18 protein-coding genes are annotated in these 19,440 nt (G+C 63.5%); 6 read left to right on the plus strand and 12 right to left on the minus strand.

Annotated features, from left to right (window positions below; translation table 11 throughout):
* Nucleotides 1-56: 56 nt before the first annotated feature.
* The 4 genes from B4394_RS07470 (at nt 57) to B4394_RS07485 (ending at nt 4,941) form a co-directional block, all read left to right on the plus strand.
* Nucleotides 57-1,613 carry an acyl-CoA synthetase gene (locus B4394_RS07470; protein ID WP_078314644.1) on the plus strand — a complete coding sequence of 519 codons (1,557 nt, stop codon included), beginning with the start codon at nt 57-59 and terminating at the stop codon, nt 1,611-1,613.
* Between the two features lie 154 nt (nt 1,614-1,767).
* Nucleotides 1,768-2,892: an NDMA-dependent alcohol dehydrogenase gene (locus B4394_RS07475; RefSeq protein ID WP_078306982.1), complete on the plus strand. Its 1,125-nt coding sequence runs from the start codon at nt 1,768-1,770 to the stop codon at nt 2,890-2,892.
* 74 nt (nt 2,893-2,966) lie between these two features.
* Entirely contained in the window at nt 2,967-3,713 is a 747-nt protein-coding gene (locus B4394_RS07480) for a pirin family protein (RefSeq protein WP_078306980.1), read from the plus strand.
* A 115-nt stretch (nt 3,714-3,828) separates the two neighbouring features.
* Complete coding sequence (locus B4394_RS07485) at nt 3,829-4,941, plus strand: phosphodiester glycosidase family protein (protein ID WP_078314645.1); 1,113 nt, start codon at nt 3,829-3,831, stop codon at nt 4,939-4,941.
* A 5-nt stretch (nt 4,942-4,946) separates the two neighbouring features.
* Here B4394_RS07485 and B4394_RS07490 read toward each other — a convergent pair whose 3' ends face one another.
* The 8 genes from B4394_RS07490 to B4394_RS07525 all read right to left on the minus strand — a co-directional run bounded on the left by B4394_RS07490 (nt 4,947) and on the right by B4394_RS07525 (nt 14,783).
* Complete coding sequence (locus B4394_RS07490) at nt 4,947-6,200, minus strand: MlaD family protein (RefSeq protein ID WP_078306976.1); 1,254 nt, start codon at nt 6,198-6,200, stop codon at nt 4,947-4,949.
* Nucleotides 6,197-7,405: an MlaD family protein gene (locus B4394_RS07495; protein ID WP_078306974.1), complete on the minus strand. Its 1,209-nt coding sequence runs from the start codon at nt 7,403-7,405 to the stop codon at nt 6,197-6,199. The genes B4394_RS07490 and B4394_RS07495 overlap by 4 nt, the downstream gene beginning before the upstream one ends.
* The gene (locus B4394_RS07500) at nt 7,402-8,535 is read right to left on the minus strand and encodes an MCE family protein (RefSeq protein ID WP_078306972.1); all 1,134 of its coding nucleotides are present in this window, start codon (nt 8,533-8,535) and stop codon (nt 7,402-7,404) included. Before B4394_RS07500 ends, B4394_RS07495 begins: the two co-directional genes overlap by 4 nt.
* A complete protein-coding gene (locus B4394_RS07505; protein WP_078306970.1) occupies nt 8,532-9,578 on the minus strand; it encodes an MlaD family protein in 1,047 nt (348 codons plus the stop codon). The genes B4394_RS07500 and B4394_RS07505 overlap by 4 nt, the downstream gene beginning before the upstream one ends.
* Nucleotides 9,571-10,626, minus strand: a complete 1,056-nt coding sequence (locus B4394_RS07510) for an MCE family protein (RefSeq protein ID WP_078306968.1) — start codon at nt 10,624-10,626, stop codon at nt 9,571-9,573. Before B4394_RS07510 ends, B4394_RS07505 begins: the two co-directional genes overlap by 8 nt.
* On the minus strand, nt 10,623-12,155 hold the full coding sequence (locus tag B4394_RS07515; RefSeq protein WP_078314754.1) for an MlaD family protein: 1,533 nt from the start codon (nt 12,153-12,155) through the stop codon (nt 10,623-10,625). Before B4394_RS07515 ends, B4394_RS07510 begins: the two co-directional genes overlap by 4 nt.
* A gap of 220 nt (nt 12,156-12,375) precedes the next feature.
* Nucleotides 12,376-13,965 (minus strand): fatty-acid--CoA ligase FadD5, encoded by a 1,590-nt coding sequence (gene fadD5, locus B4394_RS07520; RefSeq protein ID WP_078306966.1) that lies wholly within the window; start codon nt 13,963-13,965, stop codon nt 12,376-12,378.
* A gap of 11 nt (nt 13,966-13,976) precedes the next feature.
* On the minus strand, nt 13,977-14,783 hold the full coding sequence (locus B4394_RS07525; RefSeq protein ID WP_078306964.1) for an enoyl-CoA hydratase: 807 nt from the start codon (nt 14,781-14,783) through the stop codon (nt 13,977-13,979).
* Between the two features lie 104 nt (nt 14,784-14,887).
* Here B4394_RS07525 and B4394_RS07530 point away from each other — a divergent pair, with 104 nt between their 5' ends.
* Nucleotides 14,888-15,565, plus strand: coding sequence for a GntR family transcriptional regulator (locus B4394_RS07530; RefSeq protein ID WP_078306962.1), 678 nt, complete (start codon nt 14,888-14,890; stop codon nt 15,563-15,565).
* On the opposite strand, the gene B4394_RS07535 is transcribed toward B4394_RS07530, so the two are convergent.
* Genes B4394_RS07535 through B4394_RS07545 form a run of 3 tightly spaced genes read right to left on the minus strand, consistent with a single transcriptional unit; the run spans nt 15,533 to nt 17,706 of the window.
* Nucleotides 15,533-16,084, minus strand: a complete 552-nt coding sequence (locus B4394_RS07535; protein WP_286141978.1) for an SRPBCC family protein — start codon at nt 16,082-16,084, stop codon at nt 15,533-15,535. The genes B4394_RS07530 and B4394_RS07535 overlap by 33 nt on opposite strands.
* A gap of 4 nt (nt 16,085-16,088) precedes the next feature.
* Nucleotides 16,089-17,006: an alpha/beta fold hydrolase gene (locus tag B4394_RS07540; protein ID WP_078306959.1), complete on the minus strand. Its 918-nt coding sequence runs from the start codon at nt 17,004-17,006 to the stop codon at nt 16,089-16,091.
* 13 nt (nt 17,007-17,019) lie between these two features.
* On the minus strand, nt 17,020-17,706 hold the full coding sequence (locus B4394_RS07545; protein WP_139360017.1) for a TetR/AcrR family transcriptional regulator: 687 nt from the start codon (nt 17,704-17,706) through the stop codon (nt 17,020-17,022).
* A 150-nt stretch (nt 17,707-17,856) separates the two neighbouring features.
* Between B4394_RS07545 and B4394_RS07550 the strand changes: the two genes are divergently transcribed.
* Nucleotides 17,857-19,014, plus strand: coding sequence for a low temperature requirement protein A (locus tag B4394_RS07550; RefSeq protein WP_078314646.1), 1,158 nt, complete (start codon nt 17,857-17,859; stop codon nt 19,012-19,014).
* On the opposite strand, the gene B4394_RS07555 is transcribed toward B4394_RS07550, so the two are convergent.
* Nucleotides 19,011-19,391 (minus strand): hypothetical protein, encoded by a 381-nt coding sequence (locus B4394_RS07555; protein ID WP_078314647.1) that lies wholly within the window; start codon nt 19,389-19,391, stop codon nt 19,011-19,013. The genes B4394_RS07550 and B4394_RS07555 overlap by 4 nt on opposite strands.
* Nucleotides 19,392-19,440: the final 49 nt, after the last annotated feature.

The raw sequence follows: 19,440 nt of genomic DNA on the forward strand, positions 1-19,440 counted from the left end.
CCTGTTAGCTCGATGAATCCCACACCCGAGACAGTTCCGGACGGCAGGATTGGAATATGCAATTCACCCAGTGGCTGCACCGTGCCCTGCAGCAGGACCCGAACCGCCCCATCACGATCTACCAGGGCCGGGAACGCACCGTGGAGCAGTTCGCGGACCGTGTCGCCCGGTTGGCCGGGGCGCTTCGAGCTGTCGGCGTCCAGCCGGGCGACCGAGTGGGCATGCTCTCGCTGAACTCCGACCGCTACGTCGAATACCTCACCGCGGTGCCGTGGTTGGGTGCTGCGCTGAACGCCGTCAACATCCGCTGGAGCCTTGCCGAGATCGGCTACTCCCTGCGTGAATCCGGCACCCGTGTGCTGTTCGTGGACGACGCATTCAAGGCCGCCGCCGCACCGCTGCGTGCTGCCTGTGCGTGCCTGGACACCGTCGTCTACTGCGGCGACGGTCCCACACCCGAGGACATGATCGGGTACGAGGACCTCCTCGCCGCGCACGAGCCCGTCGCGGACGCCCGCGCCGGTGGCGCCAGCCTGCTAGGTGTCTTCTACACGGGGGGAACCACCGGAAATCCCAAGGGCGTCATGCTGTCTCATGACAACGTGCTGACCTCGGCGATGGGGTCGCTATCCACCGGAAACTTCCTCACCCGCGACGGCCGACTGCTGCACTCGGCTCCGATGTTCCACATGGCCGACTTCAGTGCCGTCCTCGCGGGGAACCTCTCGGGTTCCACGCACGTGATCGTCCCGTCGTTCACTCCGCAGGCCGTGCTGGACGCCATCGTCGAGCACGATGTCCAGGACATGCTGCTGGTGCCCACCATGATCCAGATGCTCGTCGATCATCCAGCGGCCGCACAGCTCGACCTCAGTGGTATCCGTGGAATCGTCTACGGCGCCTCGGTCATCTCCGAGGCAGTGCTGCAGCGCGCCAAACAGGTGTTCCCCAACGCGCGATTCACCCAGGCCTACGGCATGACCGAGGTGTCCCCCGTCGCGACGCTGCTGCTTCCCGACGATCATGACGACCCCGCGCTGCTGCGCTCGGCGGGACGCGCGGCCCCCCACTGCGAGGTGATGATCGTCGACTCCAGCGGAGACACCGACAACGAAGTCCCACGCGGCGAGATCGGCGAAGTAGTCGTCAAGGGCGACAACGTCATGCTCGGCTACTGGGAGCTACCCGAGGAGTCTGCGGCCGCCGCCCGGGACGGATGGATGCACACCGGCGACGCCGGACGGATGGACGAACGCGGGTACGTCTACATCGTGGATCGCATCAAGGACATGGTGGTGACCGGCGGTGAGAACGTGTACTCGGCCGAGGTAGAGAACGCACTGGCCAAGCATCCGGCGGTAGCGGCGTGCGCGGTGATCGGCATCCCCGACGAACGTTGGGGCGAACGCGTGCACGCCGTGGTCGTCAAACAGACGCAGTCCGAGTGCTGCGGCGAAGACCTCCAGGAGCACTGCCGCGAACACATCGCCAACTACAAGGTGCCGCGCAGCTTCGAGTTCGTAGATGAGCTCCCGCTGTCCGGTGCGGGCAAGATCCTCAAGCGCGTGCTTCGGCAGAAGTACTGGGATACCCGCGACGCAGGCGTCTCCTAACAAGACCTCATAATCGTGCATAGGTAGTCGTCAGAGGCACTCTTGGCCCGTTGACCACGCACTTTTAGAACGCGTTTCACTTTTCTCGTAAAGCCGCTATCCTCGTCCACGAGAGTGATCTGGTTCACGTGTATCTGGAAGGACTAGCCAGTCAATGAAGACAAAAGGCGCGCTGATTCGCGAGCTCAACAAGCCGATCGTCGTCGAAGAGATCACCTTCGGTGATCCGGCCGAGGGCGAAGTTCAGGTCCAGTTACACGCCGCTGGCATGTGCCACTCCGACTACCATGTGCTGACCGGCGCCACCCCGATGGAGCTACCGGTGCTGCCCGGCCACGAGGGCGCGGGCGTCGTGACCAAGGTAGGCAAGGGCGTCACCTCCGTCCAGGAGGGTGACCACGTCATCTTCGCCTTCATCCCGGCCTGCGGTAAGTGCCCACCGTGTATGCGCGGCTACCGGTCGCTGTGTGACCGCGGCGCAATCCTGCTGGGCGGCAAGGCTATCGCCGACGGCACCAACCGCATCCACGCGGGCGACACCCCCGTCTCCGCAATGAACCTGCTCGGCACGTTCTCGCCGTACGCCGTGGTGCACGAGGATTCCGTGGTCAAGATCGACGACAGTGTGCCCTTCGAGTCGGCCGCACTCCTCGGCTGCGCCGTGCCCACCGGCTTCGGCTCTGCCACCAATATCGCCGAGGTCAGGCCCGGCGAGGACGTCATCATCATCGGTGTTGGCGGAATCGGCATGAGCGCCCTGCAGGGCGCCGTCGTCTCCGGCGCCCGATACGTCATCGCGATCGACCCGGTGCCGTGGAAGCGTGAGCAGGCCCTGAAGTTCGGCGCCACTCATGTGTATGCCTCGATGGCCGAGGCCATCATGCCGGTTATGGACCTGACCTGGGGCATCATGGCGCAGAAGACCATCATCACGGTCGGCGAGATGAAGGGCGAATACATCGAAGAGGCCATGATCCTCACCGCGAAGACCGGCACCTGCGTGGTCACCGGCATGGGCGCGATGGTCGATGTGGACGTGAAGTTCAACCTGTTCCTCTTCACGATGCTGCAGAAGACGCTGAAGGGCAACATCTTTGGCGGTGGCACCACCCACACGGAGACACCGCGTCTGGTCGGCCTGTACAAGCAGGGCCTACTCAAGATCGACGAGATGGTCACCACCACTTACAGCCTGGAGCAGATCAACGAGGGCTACCAGGACATGCTCGACGGCAAGAACATCCGCGGCGTCATCAAGTACACCGAAGCCGACTGGTAAGCCGAATCTTTCGCCGACGGTAACGCCACGCAGACGATTCCCCCGGATTCCCTGCGTGGCGTTACTGTCGATATATGGCTATCGACGTCCGGCGCGCGAGTGAGCGGCTCGCGACCACGATCTCGTGGCTGGATTCCAAGCACTCCTTTTCCTTCGGCGAGCACTACGACCCGCACAACACCCACCACGGACTACTGCTGGTCAACAACGACGACATCGTGCTGCCGGGCGCCGGCTTCGAGACACATCCCCATCGCGATATGGAGATCGTCACCTGGGTGCTGCAGGGATCGCTGGTGCACCAGGACTCCGAGGGCAACGCAGGGGTGATCTATCCCGGTCTGGCACAACGAATGTCGGCAGGATCCGGCATTCTGCATTCGGAGAAGAACGACTCGTGGCGACTCTCGGGTGAACGTCACTCCGACCCGGTGCGATTCATCCAGATGTGGGTCAGTCCCGACGACTCGGGGCTTGATCCGGGTTACCAACAGCTGGAGATCGATGGCGAGCTGCTCAGCGGCGGGCTGGTGACCGTGGCCTCGGGGATGCCGCGGCACCGGGATCAGACGGCGATCACCATTGCCCAGAAGAACGCGGCACTGCACGCGGCGCGCATCCCCGCCGGGGACAGCGTCGAGCTTCCGGCAGCACCGTTCGTGCATCTGTTTATCGCCCGCGGCGCCGTGGTCCTCGAGGGAGCCGGTGAGCTTGCCGAGGGAGATGCCGTGCGACTCAGCGACACCGGCGCTGCACGGGTCACCGCGACGACCGATGCCGAAGTCCTCGTATGGGAGATGCACGCCCGCTTGGGCGGCTAGCGCACCTCATCGCGACGCTGCCGATGTCCGATCGATCCCCACTTGTTACCAAAGTTGACCGTGTTGCTGCTGTGATTATCGTTGACTATTCAAGATCGTCACAGGAGGGACCGCCGTGGGCATTTCGCGCTTATCGCGTCTTCCGCGAGCCCGTTCCGGACGTCGCCTGATCGCCGCCGCCTTCGGCATGATGCTGGTGGCGGCATTGCCCATTCCCGCCACCCATAACACCGCCCGGGCCGAGGCGGCCCACGATGCGGTACTCGCGGCCATCGCCAACACCAAGGGCACCTTCCTGGTCTACAACTTCGGCGGCGGCAACCCGGCCCCCTTCCGCAATGCGGCCGGCAATGAGTACACGCTGGACAATGGCGGCCACCTCATGGTCATCAAGAGCGCCTCGTCGCGGATGCGCGCAAACCTGTTGGTGGACACCCATTCCGGCTATCAGTCCCGCTGCGAACGTGATGCGCGCGCCCGCACCTCCGAGGGGCTGTGGCAGGCCTCGGAGACATACAAGCCCATGGCCGCCTGGATGACCATGGGCAAGCCCACGTTCATCATCAACGCCAACTTCTTCGACGTCCGGGGCCAAAAGGGCGGTAACTGGAAGAGCACCGGATGTACCTCGCCGCTGGGCGCCTATGTCGATACCGCCAACGGCAGTGCCAACTACAACAAGCAGGTCACCGGAACGCGCGTGTACGCGGGCAAGCAAGCGCTCTCCGGCGGAGATGAAGTCTGGACGGCGCTGGCCACCATGGTCTTCTCCCCCGGATCAGCACCCGAGATCATCGCCTCCGCAGGGCCCAAGGACTACGGGTACGCCACCGGTCCGCTAGAAGGCCTGATGGACAAGGGAGTTCAGTTCGTCGCGGTAAGCGGATTGAAACTGTTGCTTCCAGGATTCACCGAGCAGCTGAACGATCCCGGCCCCGCTGCCGCCCGCACCGCGCTCGGTTACAAGTCCTCGACCGACGAACTCATGGTCTTCCAGGGCGGCAGCTACACCCCCGACAACCTCCAGGACCTCTACCGCGGACTAGGCGCCGACAAGGCCATTGCCCTCGACGGGGGCGGCTCCTCGGCCATCGTGCTGCGCCGCGACGCCGGCGGCATGTGGGCGGGATACGGCTCCCCCAAAGGCAATTGCGATACCACCTACACCCTGTGCGATGCCGCCGGGGGCGCCGGACGGGCGCTGCCCAGCTGGCTGGGATTCAGTTAAGCCACCTACTTCGGCGGCTCGATCGGAAGCGTCGGTCCACCGTACGGCGTCGGAATGGTGAAGCGTCCCTTCGGAGTCGGGTCGGCCACCTTACCTAGATCGGCGCCCTTGGGTGGGCTGGCGGTATCGTCATCGGCCGGCCGCGGGGCATTCTTGGCGCCGCGCACCAACACCGCCGGGTCGTCATCTCGGCAGTAGCCCGCATACAGGAACGGCTCCGGGTAATCGGCAGCCGACACTGCGGTGCGCGGATATCCGTAATCACAGGTGTAGCGGGGATATATGTCGGCGGTGGCCCACACGCCATGGTCGTAGAAGGTGTTGCCCACCGCCTCGATTACCGATCCGCGGTACGAGGGGAACAACGCGTTGAGCGCCGGCACGCGCACGTAGGACAGCTGCGCCACCGTGGTGAGGTTCCCCAGCAGCTGCGCCATGGTGTCGGAGTTGTCGGCGAACACGGCGTCGGTGGTGGCCAACGGCCCGGGCACCCTGTCGATCAGCGTGCGAAAGCCGCCGTCCATGCGGGCAACGCCGTTCAGGGACCGATTCAGGCCCTGTGTGGTGGTGGCAAGGCCATTGTTCATCTCCGCGAAGGAAGACAACGTCACACGACTCTTCTTGAGAATACTGACCGTCTCCGGAAGCACGGAGTCCAGCGTCGACAGGAGGAACACGCCGCCGTCGATGATGTCGGTCATCTTGCGCGGCGCCTCGCGCGAGAGATGGAGTTCCTTCTTGATGATCTCTAATTTCTGCGTATCTGCCTGTGCAAGAGCACCATCGGCGTTGGCAAGCAGCTTCGATAACGATACCGGGACCGTTGCCTGCCCGCGGGCGATCACACTGCCGTTGTCCAGGTACGGGCCTGTGGTCGTCACCGGCGCGAAGTCGACGTACTGCTCACCCGCGGGAGAAAGACCGGACACGCGCACCGGGCTCCCCACCGGAATCTTCACGTCGGACTCGATGTGAATCCGTGCGACCGGTCCACGAGGAGACGGCGTCACCGAGTCCACCCGTCCAATCCGCATGCCGCGCAACGCCACATCCTGGTTGGGGATCAAACCACCGGACTCCGGAAGCTCGATCGACACCTCATAGGTCGAAGCGAATGCCCGGGCACGCAACGCGCCCACCGCGAGGTAGGCGCACGCCACCACCAGGGTGGCCACCAGGGCAAGCCCCGACAGCCAGAAGCGGTTGCGGTGCCCCATCTTCACGGCGTCCACCACCGTGTTGGCCAATACGTTGATCATCGCGGCGGCCCCTGGGGTACGGGCACAGCGCCCGGTATCGGTTCGATGACTCCGGGCTCCGTCGGGCTCGGGCGCACCGGAATCGCGGGAGCATCGGGGCCTTTACCCACGACGCGCTCCTGCAAGCGCCACAGGGTGTACTTGAACGATCCGACCAACTTGGCCCAGTCATAGCGCTTCGGGCCATGAAGTCCCGGATCACCCTGGTAACCGATATCGGGTATCGAGCCGAGCACCAGCCTGTCGATCGATACCCGGGCGGCGAAGGCCGAGCCCGCCATGATCTTGATGATGGGAGGCATCAGCCGATTCAGCGCGGCAAGGCTGGTATCGGGACTGACCGCGATGTCGTTGAATGAGCCTGCCAGGGTATTGAAATCGGCGATGACGCTGCGGCCGCTGGTATCGGTACCCGCGATCGACGGGAATTTGGAGAGCTGCTTGGTCACCGCACCCACCTGGTCGGCAAGGTCCGCGATATGAGATGCATTGGCAGACAGGGTGTCCGTGGCAGGTGCCGCCGCGACCAACAGCTCCGAGAGCGTCTCGTGCCGCGTATTCATCTCAGCGGCAAGCTGTGCGGTGTCCCGCAGCGCGGAATCCAGCTGGCCGGACCGGGCGTTGAGCGTGCCCAGCAGCCGGTTCGACTTTCCGATCAGATCGCCGAACGCCGCGCCATTGGGCCCGGTGGCGCGGCCGAGACCGTTCACCGTGCCGGTGAGATTACGTACCGCACCGCCGTTGACGATGATGGCCGCCGAACTCAGCACCGCCTCCACCGTCGCGGCGGCGGTTGTCGAATCCAGACCGATCGTGTCCCCGTCGCGCAGGAGGGGTGCGTTGGGGTCCGCGGGGCGCGGCGGTTTCAGCGCGACGAACACGTCACCCAGCGGCGTCGCGGTGCGCAGCTCCACGGTCGTCCCCTTGGGAATCTCCACATCCGAACGAATCCGCATCGTGACCACGGCGGTGTAGTTGGTGGTGCTCATGGAGTCGACCTCACCGACGTCGGCGCCGCCCAGTTTCACCTTGGCGCGCGACGGCAGGTTCAAGATGTTGGTGAACACTGCCGTCAGGCCATAGGAACCACCCGTCATGCCCGGCGCCGGAAGCGGGAGGCTGGCAAGACCGTTCGTGCTACAGCCACTGGTCAGCAGCACGGCGAGAACCACCGCGGACGCCGCGTATCTTTGCCATCTGTTCATTTCTGCCCCATCGCCGCGAGACCGTCGAGCACATACGTCAATCCGAAATCGGGCCCGTAGTCCTGCAAGGTGCCTGTGCTGCAACCCAGTTGGCGCAGACCCATCAGATTGCAGATCTCTTTGGCGGCCTGCGTGTCGAACAACAACCTGTCTGCCGGCACATGGGCACGCACCACGTTGTTGATCGGGTCGACGATGTTGTAGACGTTGTCCGCCATCAGCGGAAGCAGGTCGAACCCTTCCGATAACTCTCGCCGGTTGTCGTATATCGCCTGGGAGATTTGGTTGGAGTTGCCCACGGACTGCTTAATGGCATCGCGATTCTGCTCTAGCAGCGAACCAGCCTGCAACAAAATGTTATTCAGCTGTTTTCCGGTGGTACCGGATCCCAGCTGCTCCTGATCGAGCACCTGGGACAACTGCCGCACCTGGGACGAGAACTCCCGGATGTTCTGGTCGTTGCGTGCCGCAGCGTCGAAGAGCGAACTGAGACGGGTGATGATCTTGGTCAGCTGATCCCGAGTCATCGCACCGCCGTCGGCACTCAGACGAAGCGCCTTGGACAACTCGTCCAGAGATGCTCTCATCAGCTCACCGTTTCCGGATAACGCATTGGCACTGTTGTTCACGACATCGGCCAGCGGGCCGCCGCCCTTGCCGTCACCCTTCATCGCCTTGGAGAGCCTGTCGATCATGGCCAGGACCCGATCAAACTCCACGGGCGTCTTCGTGCGGTCCAGCCCGATGACGTCCCCGTTCTTAAGCGTCGGTCCTCCGCGATACACCGGTGTCAGTTCGATGTGACGGTCGGTGAGAATCGAGGTGGACACCGTGACGGCCTTGGCGTCTGCCGGCACCTTGACCTTCGAGTCGACTTCGAATTCAACTTCCATATAGGTGCCACGCGAGGTGATCTTCGTGACCTTGCCGATGGGCATGCCCAGTACCGACACCTTGTTATCGGGGTAGAGGCCGGAGACCGATTCGAATTGAGCCGTGACGGTGAGCCTGTCGATCCGCTCGCGCACATAGGTCCACCCGACGGCCGCCACCACCACCGCGACCACCACGGCCAGCGCCCCCGCGATCCAGATGACTCGCCGCGTCCGGGCGCTTATCGGTGTGCTCATTGGCAATCCTTGAAGTACGGGATCATGTTGAACTGCTTGGCCCGCCCGCTGATCGCGCACATCCACGAATCCACGGCGAGACCACCGGGCGCGCTCAGCTCGAGCGCGTTTCCGTAACCCGTGAGATTGGTGAAGTTTCGGGCCGCGACCGCCGTCACCTGCAGGATGCTCCGGAACAAGTCATCATGGCCACCGATCAAATTGCTGAAGGTCTTCACATCGGCGATGAGCGCATCGACCGCGCGCCTGTCCTTGACCACAACCTTGCTCAGGAAGTTCGTCAGCTCGGTCACCGCGCGCATCATGGAATGAAAACTCGCCTGCCGAGAAACGAACTCGCCGAGCAGATCACGGCCCTGAATGATCAGCTTGCCGATATCGCTCTGTTGGCGGTACAGGGTGCCCGACACCAACTCGGTACTGGCCAGCAGCGTGCCGATCTGATCGCGGCGATGCGCTATCACCGACGACAGCGTCTGGATGTTCTCCATCGCCTGCGGCAGTACGGCGGGTAAGCCCTCGAGCTGTTTACCCAGTATCGCCACCGACTCCGCGATCTTGTCCGCATCTACCTGTTCGAAAGTGGAGGTTGCGTCCTGCAGCGTGGCCTGTAGGTCATACGGAACATCGGTGTGCGCAAGATCGATTCGACGGTTGGGCAACACGCCCTCACCGCCATTGCGTAACTCCACGTACTGATTACCGAGAATCGTGGTGATCTTGATCGACGCTTTGGCATCCTTACGCAAGGTGATGTCGTCGCGGACTCGCATACCGACTTCGATATGGTCGCCCGCCAGCTCGACACTCGTGACGTTCCCCACCGGGACCCCCGCATACGACACATTGGCCCCAGGTTGCAGCGATGCCGCCTGCAAGAACTCGCCGGTGTAGTGGCTATAGCCGATGCCAATCGCCTTCACCAGCAGCATCGCCCCCACCAGGGAACCAATCACCGCCAGCGCGATGGCGCCCAACCAGATCTTGTTATACGTCTCAACGGGGCGCCGCGAGATACGTTGCCACACTGTGCGTTTATCCATCTGCCAGGTTCCTGCACTTCGGAGTGTATTGAGCCTTGTTACCAGGGGTGGCGGCATTCACGATGATCGGAACGACGTCGTTCAGTCCGGGGAAAAACCCGGTGAGATTGAGATCGCAGACATATCCGTTGATGAACGCGCCCTCTTGGGTGGTCCGCGCGACACCCTTGAGGAGGAGCGGCAGATTGGCGCCGGTAAACGCCAGCTGCGGTTCTATGGCGTTCAGGTGGCTGACGAATCCCGGTTGCCGGTAAAGTATTTCGTTGAGCTGCGGATATACCGAGTCGGAGATCTTCGACAATCGACGTACCGCGAAACCCGTCGAACCGATCGAATCCACCAACCCCGCGCGCCGGTTGTCCAGGATTGCCACCATCTCACGCGTATGCGTCAACACGGTATCCAGATTTTTATTCTGGCCGGCAAGGGTTTTCGTCAGACCATTGAGATTGGTGATCACCTCGTCGAGAACCTTGTCGCGGCCCGCGAAGGTCTCGGTAAGTTGCGACGTCTGGTCGACCAGGCCGACGATCGAGCCGCTGTCCCCTTGCAGCGACTTGACGACACCGTCGGTGAGGTTGTCGACCTCGGTGGGATCAAGCACGCTGAAAAGAGGTTCAAATCCGTGCAACAGCATGCCGATGTCGAAGGATGGCTCCGTCTGTTCCACGGGAATCACGCTGCCCGGCTTGAGCCGATCGGTGCTGCCTGTCTTACCCAGGGAGAGTCCCAGATAACGCTGACCAACAATGTTCTGGTACGTGATCGTCGCAATCGTGTTGCCGTACAACGGCTGCTCGGTCTGTACCCGGAACTCCACCTTGGCCAGATCACCGTCGATCGCGACCGATTCGACGCGCCCGACCCGAACACCAGCTACACGCACGTCATCCCCATCGCGCAACCCGGTGACATCGGTGAACATCGCGGCGTAGCTGTACGTCGATCCCGCGACCTCGCGGCGCAGGGTGGCGTACACCAGCCAGGTCATCGCCACCGCGATCACCATGAACACCGACAGGCCAATCAAAGGTCCACGAAACTTCATCGCCGTCCCCCCGCCTGGACCTGCTGGGCGACAACGGGTTTGGTGCCGCGCGCGACCGGCCCAAGCAGAAGTTGGGTGGACGATGTCGCCGTGCTTCCGGTGATCATGCCCAGTTGCTCACGTTCGGTCCTGCTACCGATGGGCCCCACGGCGCCACCGAACGAGGCCGGCGCGGTGGCAGCGGGAGCGGCACCGCCTGGCAGCGGCGGCGGTTCGGCGTCATCGGGGTCAGCGGTGCCGGGGACACGCGGTGACGGATTGGGCTGCCACCACGGCAACGGCGGGTTGGGATCCTGCAAATTCGGGGACGGATTGTGCAGTGGCGGGCCGGTAACGATCAAATTCCCGTCCGGACCGACCTCGGTTCCCGGCGGCGGCGCGAGATCGGGCGGTGGCTTGAAGTTCTGCGGCAGTAGTACTTCGGGGAGATCGGGGCGCACCACCAGCTCGGGTGCGGTGTAGCAGCTCGGCCCCTTCAGCTCGCCGTATCGCGGGCAGTCGGCGCGGGTGTACATCGTCGACGGCGTGAAGGACAGATTTCCCCGGATATTGACGACATCCCTTTCCGAATCCCACACATCGCTGAAGAACTTGTCCGAGAACACCTTCAGTCGTGCCGCGATCGGCAGGAAGTGCACGGAGTTCTGCGCGAGCACACCGACAACCGGGGTCAGCTTGGTGGTGATGTCGATCAGCCGGTCGGTCTGGTTATCCAACGACTGCCGGACGGTGCCGGTGGTGTGCAATCCGGCGCTGAGCAGAGTCTCTAGCTGGTCTCGCCTTTCGGCCAGCGTCTGCATGGGCTTAACCGCCTGATGTAACGCATCGACGAGCTCCGGGGCGGTTGTCTGCAGCCCCTTGGTCGCGTTCAGGAGTGCGGAAAGGGTCGACGGGCCCGTATCCGTCGCGACGATATCGTTGAGTTGATCGATGATCCTGGTCAGTTGGCCGGCCGCGTTCAACAGGGTCGCACGCCGGCCCTCCGTCGCCGCGGCGATGACGGCGAAGATGCCCACCGAATCGTCATCGCGACCGCGCCCGTTGGCCAGGAGGATGTCGCGCAGCTTGCTGATGGTCGTCTGGAACAGCACCGTCGGAAGCTCGGTGTCCTCGCCGATGACGGTTCCATTGGTGATCGCCGCACCGGGGCCGTGGTCCACAAGCTCCACCGAGGAGACCGCGAAGACGTTACTGGGAACCACCCTGGCAGTGACCGTTCGTGGAATCGTATGCGCCAGATCGGATTTCAGATCGATGTGCACGACATTGGGCCGACCGCGCTGCGAGGGGGTCAGATCGTTGACCGAACCCACGAGCACGCCCTGGAATTTGACGTCCGACTTCGCGGGAAGGCCGTCTCCCACGTTCGTGAGTTCCGCTACCACCCGCACGTAGTTGTTGAACCGGCCCGTCGACTTGATGACCAAGGCCGTACCTATCAGGGCGGCCACCAGAGCGATCGCCACACCGCACAGGAGGAGCTGGCGGTCCGACGGGCCGCGGCCGTCGGTCTCAAAGGAGTTCGGCACACAGACCTCCTTCGGCATCTGGGCGTACGTCGGTGCAGCGCCACCACAGCATCCGAGACATCACCGGGTCCCTTTCGTCAGCAAACGTGGCCTGCAAAGATCTACAGGTTCGGTCACGTCAACCCCTCCGATGTGACGGCGATTACAGGAATGTACATGACGTACAGTTCTGCGTATTACGCTTTACCAAACTTTTCTGAATCCAGATTCATGTTTGCTATCAACTGCCACCGAACTGCTTGCGCAGCTCGGTCTTGAGGACCTTGCCCGAGGGGTTGCGCGGTAACGCGTCCACGACCACGAGGTCCTTGGGGTGCTTATAACGGGCCAGCCGCTCGGTGAGGAAGCCATCGAGGTCACCGATGGTCAGGGCTTCCCCGTGGATGGCCGCCACGGCCACCGGCACCTCGCCCCACTTCTCATGCGGCCTGCCGATCACCGCCACCTCAGCGATCTGCTCATGCTCGGCCAGAACGTTCTCCACCTCGGCGCAGTAGATGTTCTCGCCGCCGGAGATGATCATGTCCTTCTTGCGGTCCACCACCCACATGAAGCCGTCCGCGTCCTGGCGTACCAGGTCGCCGGAGTGGAACCAGCCACCCGTGAAGGCGTCGGCGGTCGCCTCGGGGTTGTTCCAGTAGCCCTGCATCAGCGTCGGCGCCCGGTAGACGATCTCCCCTACCTCACCGACCGGCACATCGTTCATGTTCTCGTCCACGACGCGCGCGGCAACCGTGGGAATCACCCGGCCGACGGAGCCCATCTTCCGGATTGCGTCCTCCCCCATGAGCATGCAGGTCACCGGCGACATCTCGGTCTGCCCGAACGCGGCCAGAATTCTCGCGTCGGGGAACGTCTCGGACATCGTCCGCAGCAACACATCGCTCGCCGGGGCCGCACCCCAGGAGAGCGTCTTGAGCTTGACCTTGCGGGGGTTTGCCCGTTGCGCCGCACAAACGGCCTGCCATTGAGCCGGCACCAGGAAGATCCCGGTGACGCCCTCGGACTCCAAAACGTCCAGCAGAGCACCCGGATCGAAGGCGCCAAGGGGGTGAATGACCGTGGGTAAACCCAACAGCAATCCGGTGATCATGTTCCCCACGCCCGCGATGTGGAACATGGGGACTCCGATGAATCCCACATCCGAGTTCAAGTCGACGGTGGTGCTCAACAGGTATGTCATCGCCTGTCCGGACAGATTGAGATGGGTCAGCACCGCACCCTTGGGGCGGCCCGTCGTCCCCGAGGTGTACATGATGAGCGCGGGAGAATCCCCGGGCAGATCCACCTCAGCATGGGCTTCGCCGTCTTCGGCAATGACCTCTTCGTATCCAAGAGCACCGTCCTCGGATCCCGAGCCCGCGACAATGACTGTCTCCAGCGCGGGCACTTGCTGGCGCACCGCGGCTGCCACTGGCGCCAGGACCGTCTCGGTGATAGCGACCTTGGCCCCGCTGTTCTCGACCAGGAATGCGACTTCCGGCGGAGTCATGCGGAAGTTCACCGGAATGGCGATGGCTCCGAGTTCGTTAATGGCCAGCCATGATTCGACATATTCGGGGCGGTTGAGCATGAGGATGAGTACGCGATCCCCGAATCCGACTCCGCGGCGCGACAGCGCATCGGCAAGTGATTGCACACGCTGGTTCAGCTCGCCCCAGGAGATGCTGCGCCCGAGATATCGAATCGCTGTGGCATTGGGTTGCATGAGCGCATGCCGAGCCAGCTGGTTACACCAGTTCTGCCGACGTGCGCGGTAAGGCTGATCAAGGCTGGTGGGCAAGGTGGTCACATCAATCGTGTCGGTCACAGATTCTCCTACTAACTAAAATTGGGGCGGCGGCCCTCAAGGAAGGCGGCGAAGCCTTCTTGGGCGTCGGGTGAGGTCAACAGTTCGATCTGCCCCTCACGCTCCCGTGCAATGGCCTCGTCGAAGAGCTTGAGTGACACCGAATTCATGGCTTCCTTGGTCAGCTGCATCGCGCGACGGGAACCATGGGCCAACTTGCGCGCCGATTTGTCGACGCGCTCGCGCAGCTGATCCCCGGGCAGCACCTCGTTGACCAGTCCGGCCGCATAGGCGTCGGCGGCATGGAGCGGCTGGGCCAGCAGCGCCATCGCATTGGCCTTCACCCGGCCGATCGAGGCCGAGACCAAGGCACTCGATCCGCCATCGGGCATGAGCCCAATGTTCGCGAAGGCCATCAGAAAGAAGGCCGTGTCGGCGGCGTAGATCAGGTCGCACGCCAGACCCACCGACGCGCCGATACCGGCGGCAGCGCCCGTGACTTCCGCGATGGTGGGCACCGGACAATTGAGAACCGCGCGCACCAACCGTTCGGCGTTGTCCATCGTCTGTTCGGCGGCTTGCAGCGGCGTCAGGTCGCCGGCTCCGGCCGCCAGCTCGGCGACATCGGCGCCCGCCGTGAACGCGTTCCCGGGTGCTCCCCCACTGATGACGACTACCCGGACGTCGCTGCGCTCGTGGACAGATTCCAACGCCTCGATCAAGCCCGCGGTGGCCGGCCCGTTGAGGGCATTCATCCGATCGGGCCTGGTGAACGTGATCCGCATGATGCCACCGTCGGCGGCTACATCAGGTGCGCCGACCGATTCATGGGGACTCAAGTCGCTGCCTCCTGGGTTGTCGCTTCGTCGCGTCTGGTCAAATATATTTGATATGACTTTAGATGCAAGTGCGTCACCACACATGGAAATGGCAGGCGAATCGGATGAATGCTCCCCGGGCCCAGATCCGCGAGATCCGTAGGCCGCAGCTATCCGAGGAGGTTGCCGGCCGACTACGCGCCTCGATCATGACAGGCGAATTGCGCCCGGGTGAGTACATTCGGATGGACGAGACGGCGGCTCAGCTGGGTGTCAGCGTCACGCCGGTACGTGAGGCGCTATTGACGCTGCGCGGCGAAGGACTGGTCGAGGCCGTCCCGCATCGCGGTTACATGGCCGCCCCACTGAGCCGAGCCGATATCGAAGACATTTTCGCGCAACAATCACACCTTGCCGTGGAGTTGGCGAAGACTGCCGCGGAGCGCATCGGCCCGGAGCAAATCGACACCCTGGCAGACCTGAATGACGTGCTTCGCCATGCGAGTGCGCCTGAATCAATCTCCGTGGCGGAGTTCGAGTTTCACAGATTTCTCAATCACGTGGCAAATCGCCCCAAGCTGGCCTGGTTCCTGCTACAGGCGACGCGGTACACCCCGCACCTACTCTTCGCATCTGACGCCGAATGGACGCGGCACGCAGTCAGCGCGCACGACAAGCTCATCGCCGCCCTGCGCGCTGGTGACGCCACTGAGGTAGTAGCCCAGACCGAGGTTCAGTTCATCGACGGTGCCCGCCGATTGATCGAGTACCTAGACCGCGCCGGGATGTGGTCCGGGGGGTAGATGCGGGCTTGTCGGGGGCTGGTGGCCCGGCTGGGGCTGATAGGCCGGGGCGGGTGCCGGCGGTTGCTGCGACACGACAGCTCCCGACGCGATCTGCTCGGCCCTGTTCTTCAGCCCCTCGGCCAGATGCTCGAGGACCTGGTTGGCAAGCTTCTTCACCATTGGCTTGGGGATCGGCAGCTTGGTCTCGACATCCATATCGACCGTGAGCAGGCAGGTGGGCCCCATCGGAACGATCGAAAACGTCTGTTCCTGCTTCTCGAAGATGTCGCTTTCCAGCAGCCGCGTCGCCACCTGAGCAGCGTTGAGGTAGGCGATCTCGGCGACGTTGGTCGAGGCCATGCCCGTCATCTCCACCTTCAACCGCACGATGCGGGGGCGGCCGTCGGGGAGGCGATCCAGAATCTCGACGCTGGTGATCTCCTTGTTCCACTCGGGGTAGGCCTCATAGTTGGTGACAATGGAGACGATCACCTGCGGAGGCGCGGCCACCTCGACGGTCTGACTGACGACTGGCATTAGTTCACTCTACCTTCGTAGTGGGCGGGCGCAGGAACTCACGCACGAGCTCATACACCACATCCGGGCATTCCAGATGCACGAAATGTCCACCGCCATCGATGATTTCAACGCTGCGGTCGGGCAGATCGGGGCGCGCAGACTCTACCAGTCGCGGCGTCATGCACCCGTCAGCACGACCATGCAGATAGAGCAGTGGGGTGCGTGCGCCGTCCAGGAGGGATCGTTGGGTCTTCCAGTACTTCCGCGCCGGAACCAGGGCCCGCCCGATGTTTGCGCGGTAGTAGCCGATGACTGCCCTGCGGTTCCCCTTCTGGAGCATCGCCTCACCGGTGTACTGCAGATCGGCGTGCGCGTCGTATCCCGGCGACCACCGCCGCCAGTACAGCCGAAGTAGCCAGGGCAACAACAACTCCGGCAGTACCGGGACCTGGTGGAACAACGTGTACCAGCTCATCAACAGCTGACGCCCGAGTACACCTGGCCAGCCGATCGGCCCGATCGAGGCGAAACTGGAGCCGAGAACCTCAAACGGTGGCACGGCCATGGTGACGATGCGGGCAAACGGCGACAGGCCGCTGCGGGCGAGGGCATTACCGACCAGCGCGCCCCAGTCGTGGCCGATGTACACCGCGCGCTCGTCACCGCCCAGCACTGTGTGGATGTCGATGATGTCTTGCATCAGCGCACCCACGCCGTACTCGGCGTCGGCCGGGATTTCACTGGGCGAGTAACCACGGGTGAACGGCGCCACCACGCGCCACCCGTCCGCGGCCAATCTCGGGCCCAACAGACGCCAGGTGTGAGCAGAGTCGGGAAAACCGTGTCCGCAGATCAGCAGCGGACCGTCGTGCGGACCCCAGGACAGGGCCTGCAGTCTGACATTGGGCAGGTCCAAGGTCAGGACGGAATCAGCGGCCACTACACGTCCGTCGCTACAGGGTGCCGTCAGCAGACGTCGTCGTCGCCACACCCAACGGATCGTTGATCCGAGTTGCCTCGTCCCGAATCAGCCCCCGCAACAGCGTGGTGCTGAACTCCACAGCGATCTCCTGAGCGCTGCGGCGACCACTCGGATTGAGCCACCGATAGGAGCCCAGAACCATTCCGATGTAACCGAGCGCCATGACATGCGAGTCGCACTCGACGAACTCGGAGCTGGCGATGCCCCGCTCGATGATGTTCTGCACCCGCTCCTGCACCATGTCCTCGCGCTTGCGGATCTCGGCGACCTGCTCGGGTGAGAGCCATTCGGAAAGGAACGGGTTCTCCTGGAAGTACACCGCCCCCTGTTCGCGGTTCGAGAAGATGAGCGCGAGCATGCGGCTCGTGCATTGATACAGCGACTCACGCGCGGACCATCTCGGATCGTCCTGCAGGCAGGCCAGCGTCTCCTCGGCGGCCTTGAAGTAGATCTCGTACAGGATGAGCGCCTTCGAGGCGAAGTAGTGGTACACCGTCGCCTTGTTCAGGCCAGCGACATCGGCGATATCGTCCATCCTGGTGCCGTGATAACCGCGCGCCGCGAACAACTTGGACGCCACCGCCACCAATTCCTCGCGGCGGCCAGCACGGCGCTGCGAGGAATTGCCTGCCTTCGAGGCAGCGGGGACCGGTTGCATGGTGCCTCACTATATGCGCAGGGTTTCCCACGCGGACGGAATCCCGATCAACTGGTTGGATTAGTGAGGCCCGATGTTCGCCGGCTCTGTCGCCAAAAGCACGTTAAGCTGCCTGCGTCCATCGCTCCTCCGACACCGGTAGGTAACCACATGATCAGTGGCCTGCGGGCCATGGTGGCACGCGATCCCGCCCAGCAGCATCGCGCAGCCACCCCGCTAGAACTGCTCTTCGACCTCGTCTTCGTGGTCGCGGTGTCCCGTGCCTCCGGAACCCTGCACCATTTCTGGGCCGAAGGTCATTTCGCCGAGGGACTCGCCGGGTATGCGATCGGCTTCTTCGCCATCTGGTGGGCCTGGATGAACTTCACCTGGTTCGCCAGCGCCTTCGACACCGACGACTGGCTCTACCGGCTGACGGTGATCGTTCAGATGGCCGGGGCGCTCACCGTCGCGGCAGGTGTCGAGCGCGCGATGACAGGCGCCGACTTCGGCATCGCCATCGGTGGCTACGTGCTCATGCGCATCGCCGCGGGCAGTCAATGGGTGCGTGCCGCCATCAGTGATCCCACCACGCGTGCCACCTGCCTGCGCTACGCGGCCGGCATTACCGTCGTCCAGGCGGCATGGGTCTGCTGGGGGCTGTTCGCACCGGAGCATCTGCGCATACCACTGTTCGTGGTGATCGCACTGGCCGATATGTCGGTGCCCGTGTTCGCCGAGCGCGTGGCCCCGACTACGTGGCACCCCGAGCACATCGCGGAGCGCTACGGACTGTTCACCCTGATCGTGCTCGGAGAATCGATCCTGGCCTCGGCGAACTCGATCATCGGCGGCGCCGAGGAAGCCGATCACACCGGCACCATGATCGGCATCGCGGCGTCGGCCTTGCTCATCGTGGCCGCGGTGTGGTGGATCTACTTCGATCAGGAACAAGAGTGCAAGGACACGTCCCTGCGGTCGACCCTGCTGTGGGGTTACAGCCACTACTTCATCTTCGCCGCCGTTGCCGCGCTGTCGGCGGGATTCGAGATCGCCGTCGACGAGGGGCTCGGCAAGAGTCACCTAAGTCCCACCGTTGCGGCCTTCACGATCACGGTCCCGTTCGCCATCTATCTGGTGCTGGCGTGGCTGGTGCTGCTCCTGCAACGCCGCGACACCATCCTGAATATCGGGCTACCGGCGATTGCCGTTGTGGCAGTGTTGGTTTCATCACTGCCACACCCGTTGTACTGGCTGGCCGGGTTGGCGGCACTGGCCGCCGCACTGGTGACCTGGCGCCGGGTCGAGGACACCGAGCCCTCCCGTTAACGCACCGGGCAGACCGATTCCAGCGCGGCCATGGTGTTGACGGCGCGGGCCATATCTTCGCCGGGCGGCGCGAGCACCCCGTCCACGGAGGTCGCGGCGGCCATCACGTCGGCGTAGTTCTGCGCAGCCGCCGCTGCGTCCAATGCACGGTCGCGCACCGCGAGGTCGGATGTGTCCCCCGCAGCGGTCCGAAGGAGCCCGGCGATCGCCCGGTTTCGCGCGATAGCCGTTTGACGAACCGCTACCCCGTTCTCCCGTGAGAGCCCGCGGATTTGATCGCGCGCCCGGTCCACCGAGACACAGTCATGCGAATCCGCCGCTGCCATCGGAGTCAGCAGCGCTGACGCGGTCACGACCGTCGCCATCACCCGGTACATGCGCGAAGCCTACGCCGAAACGCCAAGTGGGAATCTCGCGCGGATATCC

Origin of the sequence: Mycobacterium sp. D16Q16 (genome assembly GCF_002013745.1) — a bacterium.
Taxonomy (GTDB): Bacteria; Actinomycetota; Actinomycetes; order Mycobacteriales; family Mycobacteriaceae; genus Mycobacterium.